Source organism: Mycobacterium sp. ML4 (assembly GCF_054515735.1).
Genome location: NZ_JBTNSY010000010.1, coordinates 1 through 15,094 on the forward strand (window position 1 = coordinate 1; position 15,094 = coordinate 15,094).

Genomic DNA, 15,094 nt, shown 5'->3' on the forward strand with positions numbered 1-15,094 from the left:
ACCCGGTTGGCCCACCGGCCCACTGGCCCCCGGCGCCCCATTTCCAATCAGCGGCCGACCCAGCAACACCCGGGTAGGCGCATTCACCGCACCCCACACCGCTTGTTCCAGCGCCGCCAACGGCGAAACACTAGCCGCCTCCGCCGCCACATACGACCCCGCACCCGCACTCAACACCTGCACAAACTGGGCATGAAACGCCGCCGCCCGCGCACCGACCGCCTGATACTCCCGCCCATGGGCCCCAAACAACACCGCCACCGCCGCCGACACCTCGTCAGCACCAGCAGCCGACACCCCCATAGTCGACAATCCCGCCGCCGCATTGGCCGCCCCGATCGCCGACCCTAGACTAGCCAAATCCGAAGCCGCCGAAGCCAAAACGTCCGGTGTAGCAATTACAAACGACATCTCGCGCCTCCGACAACCGGGCGGGATCTATCCACCAGCAACCTAAGCCCCGGACCAGCCCCCTGACAACCCCGCCGTGCACCACGATCCAATCGCGCGCCATCCCCGTTTCACCACCGCTCTTTCGCCCCAACTGGGCACGCCCGCACCCGCCCGCGCACGGCGCCACGTCGACGCCGGCCTCACTCCTCGTCGAAAGCGGACCACACCTCATCGAGCAGTTGACATTGGCCCACACATGCTGCAGATCGTCGCTGTACTGGCGCGTCGACGAGCTAGAACACCCTGCCGGACACCGGTATCACCGAAACCGCCAGCTGGTATGCCCAGCGCTCCTCGAACAGAGCGCCATACGCCCTAGCATCGTTGTATGACGATGATCCGCTTTCGCGCAGACGACGCGGACGCGGCCGAAGCCGACCAATGGGCACGCCGGCTGCACATCGACCGGTCCGAACTCCTTCGCGATGCGTTGCGCCGCCACCTGGCGGAACTTGCAGCCGACCAGGACGGTCATGCCTACGCCGAGCAACCCTTGACAGACGCCGAGAAGACCCCCACCCAGATCGCCGACTGGGGACCCGCTGAGGACTGGACCGACTGGGCCGATGCACCGCGATGAACTCTGGTTCACCGCAACCCCCGGCGGCGAGCGGCCCGTGCTCATCCTTACCCGAGAACCCATCGCCGACCGGATCGATGCGGTCGTCGTAGCCGCCCTGAGCTGTACTCGCAGGGGACTGGTGTCCGAGCTGGAACTGACCGCCACCGAAGACCGCGTACCAAGCGACTGTGTCGTCAACTTCGACAGCATTCACACACTGCCGCGCACCGCATTCCGACGCCGCATAACCCGCCTCTCCCCGGCACGTGTGCATCAGGCTTGCCGACACTCCGGACAAGCACCGGTTGCTGACACCCCTTCCCGACACCGCCCAGTGCTGACATGTCGCACTCCGCCCGCGACGACCAGCATCTGCTCGAACGCATCGACAACCATCTCTGAGGTGTTCGTCGGATTCGCGCTATGGGTCGCGCAAACTGGAAGCTCGAACAGCCGGAACGCGGTCGCATGAAACTGGTCAGCCGCCTGGCTGCCCGGGGAAGAGACCGGGCCGGCGCCCTGGCTGATGTCCACTGACCGGGGTCGCCTGTGCCGCCGGAGCTGCAGTAGGTGAGTAGGCAGCACCTTCGGCGGGCGCGGCGCCGCATTGACGGTCGCGGCCTCGCGATGGGCGGTCTCACCGAACAGCGATGATCTGCAACCTGTGTGTTGAACACCTGCGAAATCACCCTCATTGCTGGTGATGAGCGGGATCTCCGGCTCGACGGCTACCGCCGCGATAAAGAGGTCGAACCGGCGCAGTTGGGGGTCCCGGCCCACCGCTCGAACCGTGGCGCACAACGCTCGATAGATTCGCGCGGCGCGGGTATCGAACGGGATCGGATCCAATGCATTAGCGATCCAGTGACAGCGCTGCTCGCGGGCCGCGTTCAGGCGCGGATCGGCAGTGTGCGATCCGTACGATAACTGGGCAAGCGTGGTGGTGCCCACCGCGGCCAGGGAGAAACGCGCGGCAACGGCACCAGCCGGGTAGTCGATGACGACGGAGGTATCCACTAGCGCCCGACCCCATCATGGAACAGAACCTCGCATGGAGGTCTGCCAGTAGATTCGAACCGGCTCCGCATGCGCAGAGGGGATGCGCGCTTGGCCGTCAGCCGCTCAGGCCGTTGCTGCCGGGGTCGCCGTCGTCACCTTGCCCGCCTGACTTGCCGGCGCCACCAGCGCTGCCATTGCCCTTGCCCCCAGTCCCACCGGTGCCCCCCGCGCCGCCAACACCGCCCGCGCCGCCCATACCCCCGATTCCGCCGGGGCCGCCGCCGTCCCCGCCGTCGCCGCCGCCACCGCCCTTGCCGCCTTGCGAGCCATCACCGCCGGCACCGCCAATTCCACCCTGTGAGAAGGTTGGGCCGCCATCACCGCCGCCACCGCCGGTCCCGCCGACGCCGCCCATACCGCCCGCCCCCCCGTTACCAGCAGCGCCAGCAACCGACGTGCCTCCCGCGCCACCAGGGCCGCCGCTACCGCCGGTGCCGGCAACCCCGCCCACTCCGCCGCTACCACCGGGAGTGTTGGGCGAGAACACCGCGCCCCGTCCACCAACCCCACTGATACCACCACCACCGCCGACACCACCGGCACCGCCAGCACCGCCAGTGCCGCTAACCGATGCGCCACCCATGCCTCCTGCTCCTCCGGTGCCGCCCGCGGCACCGGCGCCGCCATCTCCGCCGGCGCCACCCGAGCCGCCCGGACCGCCGATTCCCCCTGCGCCGCTGCTACCGGCGTTGCCGCCGCCACCGCCGATCCCGCCTGCGCCGCCGTTGCCGTTACTGGACGCGCCGCCAAGACCGCCGCCGCCCCCAGCTCCGCCGCCACCGGCGGCACCGCCAACACCACCTGTTCCGCCGGTCCCGTTGGGGCCGAAGCCACCTGCGCCGCCAGTGCCGCCCGCCCCGCCGATTCCGCCGCCACCGCCGCGACCACCGGCTCCGCCGACACCCGTCGTTGACGCGGCACCGCCGCCCCCGCCGCCACCGGTACCTCCGACGCCGCCAGCACCCCCCGCACCCCCGACACCGCCGCTACCAATCCCAGATGTGCCGCCGACACCGCCGTTACCGCCCCTGCCGCCGCCCCCGCCGTTAAGGCCGGCGGTTCCCGGATCACCCGGGTTGATCCCATCGCTGCCGGTGACACCCGCGGCGCCTTTACCACCCACGCCGCCAGGACCACCGTTGCCACCGCTTTCCAGCACGGTCGGAGCGTTGAAGCCGGCACCGCCGTTACCCCCACTACCGCCAGCCAACCCCGCACCAGCGGCGCCATGGCCGCCGGCACTTCCGCCGAGACCCCCGGCCCCGACCGTCCCGCCGACACCGCCAGCGCCTGGGGTGCCGGCGTCACCACCACGCCCGCCCGCCCCGCCATCGCGACTGACGACGTCACCCGCCCCGCCACGCCCACCGTTGCCCGGCGTCCCAGCATTCCCGCCTGTGCCGCCGGTCCCGCCGTCGCCGTCAATCCCCGGTCTGCCCAGTCCCTGAGCAGCACCGCCACTGCCACCTGCACCGCCAGTACCACCGGTCCCACCGCTGCCGGCCTCGCCGCCGTCGCCCCCAGCGCCACCGGCGGTGGTGGCAGCCGCACCATCGACGCCGCTGCCGCCCTGACCGCCCTGACCGCCTTGACCGCCGATGCCGCCTCGGCCGCCATCACCTGCGATCAGGCCACCCGTTCCGCCATCACCGCCACGACCACCGGCCCCACCAGCGGAACCGTCACCACCCGAATCCCCCGCTGTCACACCATTGGGGCCAGCCGCACCGGCTGCGCCGATGCCGCCCGCCCCACCGGCGCCACCGTTGCCCAGCAACACCGCATTACCGCCAGACCCACCGACGCCACCGACGCCGCCGATTCCCCCGACCCCGCCGTTGCCGAACAACCATCCGCCGGAGCCGCCGCGGCCGCCCACTCCACCGGGCCCGCCCATGCCCCCCGCGCCACCGATACCGATCAACCCCGCCGAGCCGCCAGCACCACCGGCAGCTCCCGCCGCCGTGCTGCCGCCACCAGCCCCGCCATTGCCGAACAACAACCCGCCCGCCCCGCCGGGCTGCCCCACCGGACCGCTGGCCCCGGGAGCACCATCACCAATCAACGGCCGACCCAACACCGCCTGCGTCGGCGCATTGACCACACCCCACACCAACTGCTCGAGCGCCTGCAACGGGGACACACTGGCCGCTTCGGCGGTCGCATAAGTCCCCGCACCCGCGCCCAGCAGCTGCACAAACTCCGCATGAAACGCCGCCACCCGCGCACTGAGTGCCTGATACTCCTGGGCGTGTGACATAAACAACGTCGCTACCGCCGCCGAAACGTCATCGGCACCCGCGGCCACTATCGCCGTCGTCGAGGCCCCCGCCGCCGTAGTCGCCGTTCCAAGAGCTGACCCCAACCCCGCCAACTCCGTGGCCGCCGACGCCAACGCGTCCGGCACCATCGTCACAAACGACACGCCGCACCTCCCAACCACGCCGAAAAGGACTCTAGTGCACCAAGCCCAAACCAGCGCCTGCCAGCAACGCAGGTTATCCCGGTGCCGATGCACCGCGGCGCCGGTCGCTTCGGGGGGGTATGCGGATGCCCAGCTCTCCTCGAGCAAAGCGTCATGCGCCCTGCATCGTTTGTATGGCGACGATCCGCTTTCGCGCAAAGGACGCCGACCCCGCCAACGCCGACCAAGAGGCACGGCAGCTGCTCATCGACTCGGTCAGAACCTCCTTCGCGTTGCGTTGCGCCGCCACCTGGCCGAACTCGCAGCCGACCAGGACGGTATGCCTGCGCCGAGCAACCCTTGACAGAGGCCGAGAAGTCCCTCGCCCAGATCCGCGACTGGGACCTGCCGAGGACTGCACTGACTGGGCCGATGCACCGGGATGAACCCTGCTTCACCGCAACGTCCGGCGGCGACCGGCCCGTGCTCATCCTTACCCCTAAGACCCATCGCTCACCGCATCGGCGCGGTCGTCGTAGCCGCACTGACCCGTCCTCGCAGGGGACTGTTGTCCGAGCTGGAAGTAACGGGCCCCAAGTGTCTGCGAAACTGTTGCCCAAAGATGCCCAGATCCGCCGCGGGGGTCGTTGGCACCCGCCCTGGCCGCCGGCATCTGACCGGGTCCTGGCGGACGTCAACGCAGGCAACGCTACCGGCCGCGGGCCCTACTCCTGGTCGAGTTCGGCCAGCACCTCGTCGGAAAGATCGACGTTCGTCCAGACGTTCTGCACGTCGTCGCTGTCCTCGAGTGCGTCAACCAGCTTGAACACCTTGCGGGCGCCTTCGACGTCGACCGGGACACTCACCGAAGGCTGGAAGCTGGCCTCGGCCGACTCGTAGTCGATGCCGGCCTGCTGAAGGGCGGTGCGGACCGCCACCAGGTCGGTCGGCTCCGAGATGACCTCGAAACTGTCGCCGAGATCGTTGACGTCCTCGGCCCCGGCCTCGAGCACCGCCATCAACACGTCGTCCTCGGTGAGACCGTTCTTTTCCAGGGTGACGGTCCCCTTGCGGGAGAACAGATAGGAAACCGAACCCGGGTCGGCCATCGTGCCGCCGTTACGCGTCATCGCCACCCGCACCTCACTGGCGGCGCGGTTGCGGTTGTCGGTGAGGCACTCGACCAGCACCGCGACACCGTTGGGCCCGTATCCCTCGTACATGATGGTCTGGTAGTCGGCGCCGCCGGCTTCCTCACCGGCTCCGCGCTTGCGTGCCCGCTCGATGTTGTCGTTGGGCACCGAGGTTTTCTTGGCCTTCTGGATGGCGTCGTAAAGGGTCGGATTGCCCGCCGGGTCACCACCGCCGGTTCGGGCGGCAACCTCGATGTTCTTGATGAGCCGGGCAAACTCCTTGCCACGGCGGGCGTCTTTGACGGCCTTCTGGTGCTTGGTGGTGGCCCACTTGGAATGGCCGCTCATCGGTGTCTCGTCCCTCTTTCGCTGGAAAAGTTCGCTCACCGAGTCTACGTGTGCGCCCCGTCACGCCGAGCGTTCACCACATCGACGAAGAGCTGGTGCACCCGCCGATCTCCGGTCACCTCGGGGTGAAACGCCGTCGCCAGCACGGCGCCCTGACGTACTGCGACGGGATGTCCCGCGGCCTCGGCCAGCACGTGGACGTCAGGTCCGACGCGCTCGACCCACGGCGCCCGGATGAACACCGCACGCACGGTACCGTCCAGGCCCTGGAACGGAATGTCGCCTTCGAAGGAATCGACCTGACGGCCAAACGCGTTGCGCCGCACCGTCATATCAATGCCCCGCAGGGGTAGCGCCGCCCGGCCGGCCGCTCCGGCGTCCAGGATCTCGCTGGCGAGCAGGATCATCCCGGCACAGGCCCCATACGCGGGCAACCCGTCGGCCAGCCGGGCCCGCAGCGGCTCCAACAGCTTCAAGTCAAGCAGCAGGTGGCTCATCGCGGTTGACTCGCCCCCGGGAATGACCAGGCCGTCCACCGCGTCCAGTTCGGCGCGGCGGCGCACGGTCGTCGCCTCGGCGCCGGCTTCGCGCAGGGCGGCCAGGTGCTCGCGGGTGTCGCCCTGTAGTGCCAGCACGCCGATCAGCGGCGCGCTCACTGGTCGGTCGGCCGGTAGCCGCGCTTGAAGCGGGTCAGCCCCTCCTGCATCACCGCGGCCACCATGTCACCGCTCTGCTTGAAAATCTTGCCCTGACACAGCGAGCGACCGCCGCCCGCCGACGGCGAGGACTGGTCGTAGAGCAGCCATTCGTCGGCCCGGAACGCCCGCATGAACCACATGGCGTGGTCCAGCGACGACACCTGCAGGTGCTCGCGCTCGGCCATGTGGGTGACCTGCGCCGAGCCCAGCAACGTCAGGTCGCTCATATACGCCAGCGCGCAGATGTGCAGCACCGGGTCATCGGGTAGCGGATCACGGTGCCGGAACCACACCTGCTGCTGAGATGCCTTGCCGGGCAGCAGTTTCAGCTGGTCGCGCGGCACGATGCAGACGTCCCACTCCTCGAACTGCTTGAAGCCGGCGTCATCGAAGACCTTCACCGAGGACAGGCCCGGGAGCCCGTCCGGTGGCGGCGCGGCGGGCATGGCGTCCTGGTGATTGATGCCTTCCTGGTCGGTCTGAAAGGACGCCCCCATGCTGAAGATGATTTCGCCGTGCTGAATCGCGTTGACTCGTCTGGTCGCGAACGACCCGCCGTCGCGGGTGCGCTCCACGATGAACACGGTGGGCTCCTTGGCATCCCCGGGCCGCAGGAAGTAGCCGTGCAACGAATGCACCCGGTAGCGCGGGTCCACCGTGCGCACCGCCGAAACCAGGGACTGGCCGGCCACATGCCCGCCGAATGTGCGCTGCAAGAAGCCGGACTCGGGACTGAAGACGCTGCCGCGGTAGATGTTGACCTCGAGTTGCTCGAGATCGAGGATCTCTTCGATCGCCACGGAATGTTCTTACCAGCCGCCTGTCACCAGCCGCGTTGCGCCAGTCGGTGCGGCTGGGCGATCTCCTCCACGTTGATGCCGACCATCGCCTCGCCCAGCCCGCGTGACACCTTGGCCAGCACGTCGGGGTCGTCGTAGAAGGTGGTGGCCTTGACGATCGCCGCGGCCCGCTGCGCGGGGTCGCCGGCCTTGAAAATGCCGGACCCGACGAATACGCCCTCGGCCCCGAGCTGCATCATCATCGCGGCGTCGGCGGGGGTGGCGATGCCGCCCGCGGTGAACAGCGTCACCGGCAGCTTGCCGGCCCGGGCGACCTCCACGACGAGATCGTAGGACGCCTGCAATTCCTTTGCGGCAACGAACAATTCATCCTCGGACAACGAGCTGAGCCGCCGGATCTCGGCACCGATGGCGCGCATGTGCGTGGTGGCGTTGGAAACGTCGCCGGTGCCCGCTTCCCCCTTGGACCGGATCATCGCCGCACCCTCGGCGATGCGGCGCAGCGCCTCACCGAGGTTGGTCGCCCCGCACACGAACGGCACGGTGAATTTCCACTTGTCGATGTGATGGGTGTAGTCGGCCGGGGTGAGTACCTCGGACTCGTCGATGTAGTCCACCCCGAGGCTCTGCAGGATCTGCGCCTCGACGAAGTGGCCGATTCGGGCTTTGGCCATGACCGGGATGGTGACCGCCTCGATGATGCCCTCGATCATGTCGGGGTCACTCATCCGGGACACCCCGCCCTGGGCCCGGATATCGGCGGGCACCCGCTCGAGCGCCATCACCGCGACCGCACCCGCACCTTCGGCGACACGGGCCTGCTCCGGGGTGACGACGTCCATGATGACGCCGCCCTTGAGCATCTCGGCCATACCGCGTTTGACCCGCGCGGTTCCGGTTTGGCCGGACGCCGGCTGGGCGCCATTCTGCTGGCTGGCGCTGTTGTCCACGACTCTCCTTGACTCAACGAAGTGACCACCAGTCTAAAGGGGCGCGACAAACCGGTTTCCCGCCGTGATTGCTGCAGCAGCTTCGTCGAAAGTTCAGCGTGCGGGCCCCAGGCGCGCCCTAAGCTGTCGGCCAGCGAGTTCGGGAGCCTCGCGATGCATTTCGCCGTATCGCCGCCGGAACTCACTTCGGCACGCATCCTGGCGGGCGCGGGTGCGGGGCCCTTGCTTTCGGCGGCGCGCGTCACGGAAGGTGTTGGCCGCCGAACGGTCAGCGGATCGACTGCGGCACCACGGCATCGCGCGGGCTGGTTGCCCGGTCGGCCAGCTCGTTGGCCGCCGGCAACAGCTCGCCGAGCTGCCGCGGATACACCACCTCGCCCGCGGCGACCAGCTCGGCGATGTCCGCCGGTCCGCACCAGCGGGCGCCGTGAATGTAGCTGCGTTCCAGCTGAGTCCGCCCGTCTAGCACCGGCTCGAACCGGCGGGTGCGGTGCACGAGATAGAACTCTTCGCTGTCGATCATCGACCCGTTGAACTCGAAAACCTCGTCACGCCGCCACACGGGGCCCACCAGATCCGACGGCGCGACCCGCAGTCCGGTTTCCTCAGCCAGCTCCCGAGCAGCGGCTTCGGCCAACCGTTCACCGGGCCCGACTTCGCCGCCGACGGTAAACCACCACCGGGGCGCGCGGGCAATAGTGGGATCCGAGCCGCACAGCAGCAGCACGGCACCGTCCTCGTCCAGCAGCACCACCCGCGCCGAGGTGCGGTGGTTGAGCTTGTCGCCGCTGTGCCGCTGCGCATGCGGCCGCTCGGCGATCTCGAAGTAAGTCGGCAGCGGCGCTCTTCCGCCCAGCCGGAACAACCGGACCATGCGCCGCTCGGCCAGCACCAGGGTGTCCCGGACCGCGTCGTTGTGAAAGCGGCGGGCCAGCAACACCCGCGCCTCGGCATCGGCCAGCTCGGCCACCAGGGCCGCCGGCACCGAAGCCGGATCGACCAGTGCGAGGGCGGCCGAGAGCTCGTTCTCGGCGGTCTCACGCGAGCCGCGGGGCGCACGCTCGGCCGCGTCTGCCAGCGCCGCCAACCGCTCGCCCTCCGGCGAGCCACCGTAGGCGTCGACCGCGACCGCACGCGCCACCACCGCGCGCCGAGCCAGGGCGCTGTCCAGCACCTGCCAGGACAGGTCGTAGCGGACGTTGAGCCGGTCGAGCCGATTGGCCCGCTGATAGCCCCAGGCGCCGAAGACCACCAGCACCACGAACAGCGCGGCGGCTAGGGCCCACAACAGCCACACCATCAGCTGGCCACCTGGACCTTGACGCCCGACCCGGCGACCGTCTCGTACACCCGCATGATCTGACTGGCCACCACCGACCAGTCGTACCGTCGCACCGCTTCGCTACCGGCGGCGACGTACGCCTCGCGCAGCGCGTCGTCCTCGAGCACCTCGATCAACGCCGCGGCCATCGCTTCGCCGTCCTCGATCGGGACCAGCCGGCCCAGCTCCCCGTCCTGCAGCACCCGCCGGAACGCGTCCAGGTCGCTGGCCACCACCGCGGTGGCCGCCGCCATCGCCTCCACCAGGACGATGCCGAAACTCTCGCCGCCGGTGTTCGGCGCGCAGTAGACGTCGGCACTGCGCATCGCCGACGCCTTGCCGGCGTCGTCGACCTGTCCGAGGAACTCCAGATGGTCAGCGAATTCGCTTGCCTGGCTGCGTAATTCGTCCTCGTCGCCACGCCCGACGATCAGCAGCTGCACGTCGGGGAAACGGGCCACCACGGTCGGCATGGCAGCCAGCAGCGTCGTCATGCCCTTGCGCGGCTCGTCATAGCGCCCCAGGAACAGCACGGTCTTGCCCGGTCGCGGGTATCCGTCCAGCAGCGGCGCGCAGTTGAAGGAGTCGACGTCGACACCGTTCGGTATCTCCACCGCGTCCGAGCCCAGTGACTCCATCTGCCAGCGCCGCGCCAGGTCTGACACCGCGATCCGGCCGACGATCTTCTCGAACCGGGGCCGCAGCATGCCGCCCAGCACCGACATCGCCACCGACCTGGTGGTGGACGTGTGAAACGTCGCCACGATCGGGCCCTCGGCGATGTCGAGCGCCAGCAGTGACAGGCTCGGGGCGCCCGGCTCATGCAGGTGCAGCACGTCGAAATCGCCGTCGGCGAGCCACTTTTTCACCTTGCGGTAGGTGACCGGTCCGAACCGCAGTCGGGCCACCGACCCGTTGTAGGGAATGGGGACGGCTTTCCCGGCGGACACGACGTAGTCGGGCAGGGAGGTCTCGGAGGAGACCGGTGCCAGCACGCTGACTTGGTGTCCGCGGGCCCTCATCACCTCGGCCAGCTGCAACACGTGCGACTGCACCCCGCCGGGCACGTCGAACGAGTAGGGGCAGACCATCCCGATCCGCATCAGCCGTCCTTCAACCAGGCCTGGCGGTCGTCCGACAGATCCGCCAGCCACTGCGGTTGCAGCATGTGCCAGTCTGCGGGATGGGCAGCGATATTGCGCGCGAACTCATCGGCCAGGGCCTGGGTGATGGCGGCGACGTCGCCGCTGCTGCAGTCCAGCGGCTCCTGCATCTTGCATTCCCAGCCGTCGCCGGAGAACCAGCAGTGCGAGGGCAGCAACGCCGCCCCCGTCGCGATCGCCAGCTTGGCCGGCCCGGCGGGCATCCGGGTGGGTTCGCCGAAGAAGTCGACTTCGACACCGGTGCGGGTGAGGTCACGCTCGGCCATCAGCGCCACGATCCGGTTGTCCCGCAGCCGGTCGCACAACACCTCGAAGGGCGGTCGAGAACCGCCGGAGTGCGGGATCACTTCGAAGCCGAGCGTTTCGCGGTATTCGATGAAACGTCGGTACAGAGACTCGGGTTTCAGGCGTTCGGCGACCGTGGCGAAGGTGTCGTAGGTCTGCGCCAGCCACACCCCGTTCATGTCCCAGTTGCCGCTGTGCGGCAACGCCAGCACCACGCCGCGGCCGGCGGCCAGCGCGGCGTTGAGGTTGTCTTGCCCGTGGGTGCCGCTGTCCAGGCGGCGCGTCAGGTCTCGCAGATCCATCGTCGGCAGGCGGAACGCTTCTCGCCAGTACCGGGCGTAAGACACCAGCGAGGCGCGCATCAGCGAGTCCGGCACCCGCTCGGGCCGGACCCCGATGACCCGCGCCAGGTTCTTTCGCAACTGTTCGGGCCCGCCATTGCGGGCCGCGTAGCGGGCACCGGCCTTGAAGGTGCTGCGCGCGGCGAACTCCGGCAACACCCGCACCGCCCGCCAGCCCGTCGCATAGGCCCAGTCGGTGGCCCGGCCGGTCAACAGCTCACGGTGCCTGGCGGGCATTCGCAGACCCACCGACGGAGGTATCACTGCTCGCCCTTTCGTGGAATGGGAATGCGATCGACGGCCCCGGGCGAGGTCCGCACCGCATACAACCGCTGCCCGCAGGTGATCACACTGAGCACCGCCAGCAGCCACATCGCGATCGGCAACGCCGGCGGCCAAGCCACGAACGGGAAATCCGATACTCCGGCGCCGACCAGCACGATGATCAGCCGCTCCGGGCGCTCGATGAAGCCGCCGTCGCCGCGCAATCCGCTGGCTTCGGCACGGGCTTTGATGTAGGAGATCACCTGCGAGGTGACCAGGCAGATCAGGGTCGCGATGGTCAGCGGCTCATCGTGCATGTGGAAGGCGATCCACCAGACCAGTCCGCAGAACACCGCGCCGTCACTGATCCGGTCGCAGGTGGCGTCCAGTACCGCGCCGAAGCGGGTGCCGCCGCCGCGCTCGCGCGCCATTGCCCCGTCGGCCATGTCGAAGAGGGTGAAGAACCAGACCACACACCCGCCGATGAACAGCTTGCCCATCGGAAAAAACACCAATGCACCGGTCATCGAGCCGACGGTGCCGATGACGGTGACGATGTCCGGCGTCAGACCCACCCTCAGCGCCGCCCGGGCCACCGGGTCGGTGAGGCGGGCGAAGAACGCCCGGGACAGGAACGGGAGCTTGCTCATGATTGCTTTGCCCATTCCTCGGCCAGCAGCCGACGGGTTTCGCGCAGCAGCTGCGGTATCACCTTCGACCCACCGACGATGGTGATGAAGTTCGCATCGCCACCCCACCGGGGCACCACGTGCACGTGCAGATGCTCGGCCAGTGAGCCGCCCGCCGAAGTGCCGAGGTTCATGCCGACGTTGAAACCGTGCGGTCGCGAGACATTCTTGATGACGCGGATCGCCTTCTGGGTGAAGGCCATCACCTCGGCGCTCTCGGCGTCGGTGAGGTCCTCGAGCTCCGACACCCGCCGGTAGGGCACCACCATCAGGTGACCCGGGTTGTAGGGGTACAGGTTGAGGACGGCGTAGACGAGTTCGCCGCGCGCGACCACCAGACCTTCTTCGTCGGACATCCGCGGGATGTCGGTGAACGGTTCGGCGCGGCTGTCCTCGTCGCGCTTGAGTGGCCCTTCGGCCAAATAGTTCATCCGGTACGGGGTCCACAACCGCTGCAGATGGTCACGCTCGCCGACGCCGCGATCCAGAATCGTGTCCTCGTCAGCCGGGTCACTCACGATCGCTCTCCGCGACTTTCACCAGTTCTGCTGTGGGCGTGGCATTTTCGCGCCGGGCAATCCAGTCGGCGATGGCCGCCACCGCGCTGTCGCGGTCCACCCCGTTGATCTGGGTGCGGTCACCGAAACGGAAACTGACCGCGCCGGCCTGGACGTCGCGGTCTCCGGCCAGCAGCATGAACGGCACCTTCTGGTTGGTGTGGTTCACGATCTTCTTGGCCATCCGGTCGTCGCTGGTGTCCACGTCCACCCGCACCCCGTGCGATTTCAATTGGGCGGCAACATCTTCCAGGTAAGCGATGTGCTCGTCGGCGACCGGGATGCCGACCACCTGAACCGGTGCCAGCCAGGCCGGGAACGCCCCCGCGTAGTGCTCGGTCAGGATGCCGAAGAACCGCTCGATGGACCCGAACAGCGCCCGGTGGATCAGCACAGGCCGCTGCCGGGTGCCGTCGCTTGAGGTGTACTCCAGCTCGAAGCGGTCCGGCATGGTGAAGTCGACCTGCAGCGTCGACATCTGCCAGCTGCGGCCCAACGCATCCTTGACCTGCACCGAGATCTTCGGGCCGTAGAACGCCGCGCCGCCGGGGTCGGGGACCAGTTCCAGGCCGGAGGCCTCACCGACCTCCCGCAGAATTCCGGTGGCCTGCTCCCACACCTCGTCGGAGCCGACGTACTTGTCCGGGTCCTTGGTGGAGAGCTCCAGGTAGTAGTCGTTCAGACCGTAATCGGCCAGCAGGTCCAGCACGAACCGCAACACCGACGTCAGCTCGTCGCGCATCTGGTCGAGGGTGCAGTAGATGTGCGCGTCGTCCTGGGTCATGCCGCGCACCCTGGTGAGGCCGTGGATGACGCCGGACTTCTCATAGCGGTAGACGCTGCCGAACTCGAAGAGCCGCAACGGAAGCTCGCGATAGGACCGGCCCCGCGAACGGTAGATCAGGTGGTGCATCGGGCAGTTCATCGGCTTGAGGTAATAATCCTGCCCGGGCTTGCGCACGGTGCCGTCCGGGTTGAACTCCGCGTCGAGGTGCATCGGCGGGTACATGCCGTCGGCGTACCACTCCAGGTGGCCCGACGTCACGTACAGCTGTTCCTTGGTGATGTGCGGGGTGTTGACGAACTGGTACCCGGCCTGCTCGTGCTTGCGCCGTGAGTACTCCTCCAGCTCGCGGCGGATGATGCCACCCCGGGGGTGAAACACCGCCAGGCCGGAACCGATCTCGTCGGGAAAGCTGAACAGGTCCAATTCGACACCCAGTTTGCGGTGATCGCGGCGCTGGGCTTCGGCGATCAACTCGAGATGCCTGTCCAGTGCCTCCTGCGACTCCCAGGCCGTGCCGTAGATGCGTTGCAGGCTGGCGTTGTTCTGGTCGCCGCGCCAGTATGCCGCCGAACTGCGGGTGAGCCTGAACGCGGGAATGTGTTTGGTGGTCGGAATGTGCGGGCCGCGGCACAGATCCCCCCACACCCGTTCCCGGGTGCGCGGATTGAGGTTGTCGTAGGCGGTGAGTTCGTCCCCGCCCACCTCCATGATTTCGGCCATCATGTCGGTTCCCACGGACTTGTCGTCGACGAGTTCGAGCTTGAACGGTTCGTTGGCCAGCTCTTCGCGCGCCTCGTCCTTGGACGCGTAGACCCGCCGGTCGAACAGCTGGCCTTCCTTGACGATCTGGCGCATCCGCTTTTCCAGTGCCTGCAGGTTCTCCGGCGTGAACGGTTCGGCGACGTCGAAGTCGTAGTAGAAACCGTCGGCGATGGGTGGGCCGATGCCGAGTTTGGCGTGCGGGAACAGGTCCTGCACCGCCTGGGCCAGCACGTGCGCGGTCGAGTGCCGGATGACGCTGCGCCCCTCCTCGGTGTTGGCTGCCACCGGGATGACCTCGGCGTCGGCATCGGGAACCCAGGCCAGGTCACGCAGCTTGCCGTCGGCGTCGCGGACCACCACGACCGCGTCGGGCGTCCCGCGCCGCGGTAAACCTGCCTCGCCGACCGCGGCCGCCGCGGTGGTCCCGGCAGGAACCCGGATCGGGGCTGCTCTGTCGGGTTGGGCGGCGGCGGTCATCGGTTTGGTCTCCAATGCTCAGCGGGTTAGCAAGCGATCGC

13 protein-coding genes and 3 pseudogenes are annotated in these 15,094 nt (G+C 68.5%); 3 read left to right on the forward strand and 13 right to left on the reverse strand.

Going from position 1 to position 15,094, the window contains the following annotated elements:
* On the reverse strand, nucleotides 1–411 hold a 411-nt coding region (locus tag ACX9NE_RS12900; protein WP_459377730.1), incomplete at its 3' end, for a PE family protein.
* Between the two features lie 376 nt (nucleotides 412–787).
* Here ACX9NE_RS12900 and ACX9NE_RS12905 point away from each other — a divergent pair.
* Both ACX9NE_RS12905 and ACX9NE_RS12910 read left to right on the forward strand, forming a co-directional pair.
* Entirely contained in the window at nucleotides 788–1,033 is a 246-nt protein-coding gene (locus tag ACX9NE_RS12905; RefSeq protein WP_459362166.1) for a ribbon-helix-helix protein, CopG family, read from the forward strand.
* Nucleotides 1,020–1,327: pseudogene (locus tag ACX9NE_RS12910) on the forward strand (type II toxin-antitoxin system PemK/MazF family toxin). The gene ACX9NE_RS12905 and the pseudogene ACX9NE_RS12910 overlap by 14 nt, the downstream one beginning before the upstream one ends.
* Before the next feature lie 378 nt (nucleotides 1,328–1,705).
* On the opposite strand, the pseudogene ACX9NE_RS12915 reads toward ACX9NE_RS12910, so the two are convergent.
* Together ACX9NE_RS12915 and ACX9NE_RS12920 are read right to left on the reverse strand one after the other, a co-directional pair.
* Nucleotides 1,706–2,032 (reverse strand): annotated as a pseudogene (locus tag ACX9NE_RS12915) (PIN domain-containing protein); the annotation flags it as partial.
* Between the two features lie 97 nt (nucleotides 2,033–2,129).
* Nucleotides 2,130–4,499, reverse strand: a complete 2,370-nt coding sequence (locus tag ACX9NE_RS12920) for a PE family protein (protein WP_459362145.1) — start codon at nucleotides 4,497–4,499, stop codon at nucleotides 2,130–2,132.
* A gap of 411 nt (nucleotides 4,500–4,910) precedes the next feature.
* Between ACX9NE_RS12920 and ACX9NE_RS12925 the strand changes: the two are divergent.
* Nucleotides 4,911–5,067, forward strand: a pseudogene (locus ACX9NE_RS12925) (type II toxin-antitoxin system PemK/MazF family toxin); the annotation flags it as partial.
* A 136-nt stretch (nucleotides 5,068–5,203) separates the two neighbouring features.
* On the opposite strand, the gene ACX9NE_RS12930 reads toward ACX9NE_RS12925, so the two are convergent.
* The 10 genes from ACX9NE_RS12930 to thrS all read right to left on the reverse strand — a co-directional run bounded on the left by ACX9NE_RS12930 (nucleotide 5,204) and on the right by thrS (nucleotide 15,053).
* Nucleotides 5,204–5,959: a YebC/PmpR family DNA-binding transcriptional regulator gene (locus ACX9NE_RS12930; RefSeq protein ID WP_459362144.1), complete on the reverse strand. Its 756-nt coding sequence runs from the start codon at nucleotides 5,957–5,959 to the stop codon at nucleotides 5,204–5,206.
* A gap of 44 nt (nucleotides 5,960–6,003) precedes the next feature.
* Nucleotides 6,004–6,615, reverse strand: a complete 612-nt coding sequence (gene pdxT / locus ACX9NE_RS12935; RefSeq protein WP_459362143.1) for a pyridoxal 5'-phosphate synthase glutaminase subunit PdxT — start codon at nucleotides 6,613–6,615, stop codon at nucleotides 6,004–6,006.
* Complete coding sequence (tesB, locus tag ACX9NE_RS12940) at nucleotides 6,612–7,457, reverse strand: acyl-CoA thioesterase II (RefSeq protein ID WP_459362142.1); 846 nt, start codon at nucleotides 7,455–7,457, stop codon at nucleotides 6,612–6,614. Before tesB ends, pdxT begins: the two co-directional genes overlap by 4 nt.
* 23 nt (nucleotides 7,458–7,480) lie before the next feature.
* Nucleotides 7,481–8,407, reverse strand: coding sequence for a pyridoxal 5'-phosphate synthase lyase subunit PdxS (gene pdxS / locus ACX9NE_RS12945; RefSeq protein WP_459362141.1), 927 nt, complete (start codon nucleotides 8,405–8,407; stop codon nucleotides 7,481–7,483).
* A gap of 268 nt (nucleotides 8,408–8,675) precedes the next feature.
* A complete protein-coding gene (locus tag ACX9NE_RS12950) occupies nucleotides 8,676–9,707 on the reverse strand; it encodes an NUDIX hydrolase (RefSeq protein WP_459362140.1) in 1,032 nt (343 codons plus the stop codon).
* Nucleotides 9,707–10,831 (reverse strand): glycosyltransferase family 4 protein, encoded by a 1,125-nt coding sequence (locus ACX9NE_RS12955; protein WP_459362139.1) that lies wholly within the window; start codon nucleotides 10,829–10,831, stop codon nucleotides 9,707–9,709. Before ACX9NE_RS12955 ends, ACX9NE_RS12950 begins: the two co-directional genes overlap by 1 nt.
* Complete coding sequence (locus ACX9NE_RS12960; RefSeq protein WP_459362138.1) at nucleotides 10,831–11,754, reverse strand: phosphatidylinositol mannoside acyltransferase; 924 nt, start codon at nucleotides 11,752–11,754, stop codon at nucleotides 10,831–10,833. The genes ACX9NE_RS12955 and ACX9NE_RS12960 overlap by 1 nt, the downstream gene beginning before the upstream one ends.
* Before the next feature lie 23 nt (nucleotides 11,755–11,777).
* Nucleotides 11,778–12,431 carry a phosphatidylinositol phosphate synthase gene (gene pgsA, locus ACX9NE_RS12965; protein ID WP_459362137.1) on the reverse strand — a complete coding sequence of 218 codons (654 nt, stop codon included), beginning with the start codon at nucleotides 12,429–12,431 and terminating at the stop codon, nucleotides 11,778–11,780.
* A complete protein-coding gene (locus ACX9NE_RS12970) occupies nucleotides 12,428–12,991 on the reverse strand; it encodes an ATP adenylyltransferase (protein WP_459362165.1) in 564 nt (187 codons plus the stop codon). Before ACX9NE_RS12970 ends, pgsA begins: the two co-directional genes overlap by 4 nt.
* Entirely contained in the window at nucleotides 12,981–15,053 is a 2,073-nt protein-coding gene (gene thrS, locus ACX9NE_RS12975) for a threonine--tRNA ligase (RefSeq protein ID WP_459362136.1), read from the reverse strand. Before thrS ends, ACX9NE_RS12970 begins: the two co-directional genes overlap by 11 nt.
* Nucleotides 15,054–15,094 lie beyond the last annotated feature (41 nt).

What these genes read in the sequence shown, in the direction of transcription:
- ACX9NE_RS12905 (WP_459362166.1), top strand. Translation starts at nt 788, where the DNA reads ATGATCCGCTTTCGCGCAGACGACGCGGACGCGGCCGAAGCCGACCAA.
- ACX9NE_RS12930 (WP_459362144.1), bottom strand. Translation starts at nt 5,959, where the DNA reads ATGAGCGGCCATTCCAAGTGGGCCACCACCAAGCACCAGAAGGCCGTC.
- ACX9NE_RS12950 (WP_459362140.1), bottom strand. Translation starts at nt 9,707, where the DNA reads ATGGTGTGGCTGTTGTGGGCCCTAGCCGCCGCGCTGTTCGTGGTGCTG.
- ACX9NE_RS12955 (WP_459362139.1), bottom strand. Translation starts at nt 10,831, where the DNA reads ATGCGGATCGGGATGGTCTGCCCCTACTCGTTCGACGTGCCCGGCGGG.
- ACX9NE_RS12960 (WP_459362138.1), bottom strand. Translation starts at nt 11,754, where the DNA reads ATGCCCGCCAGGCACCGTGAGCTGTTGACCGGCCGGGCCACCGACTGG.
- pgsA (WP_459362137.1), bottom strand. Translation starts at nt 12,431, where the DNA reads ATGAGCAAGCTCCCGTTCCTGTCCCGGGCGTTCTTCGCCCGCCTCACC.
- thrS (WP_459362136.1), bottom strand. Translation starts at nt 15,053, where the DNA reads ATGACCGCCGCCGCCCAACCCGACAGAGCAGCCCCGATCCGGGTTCCT.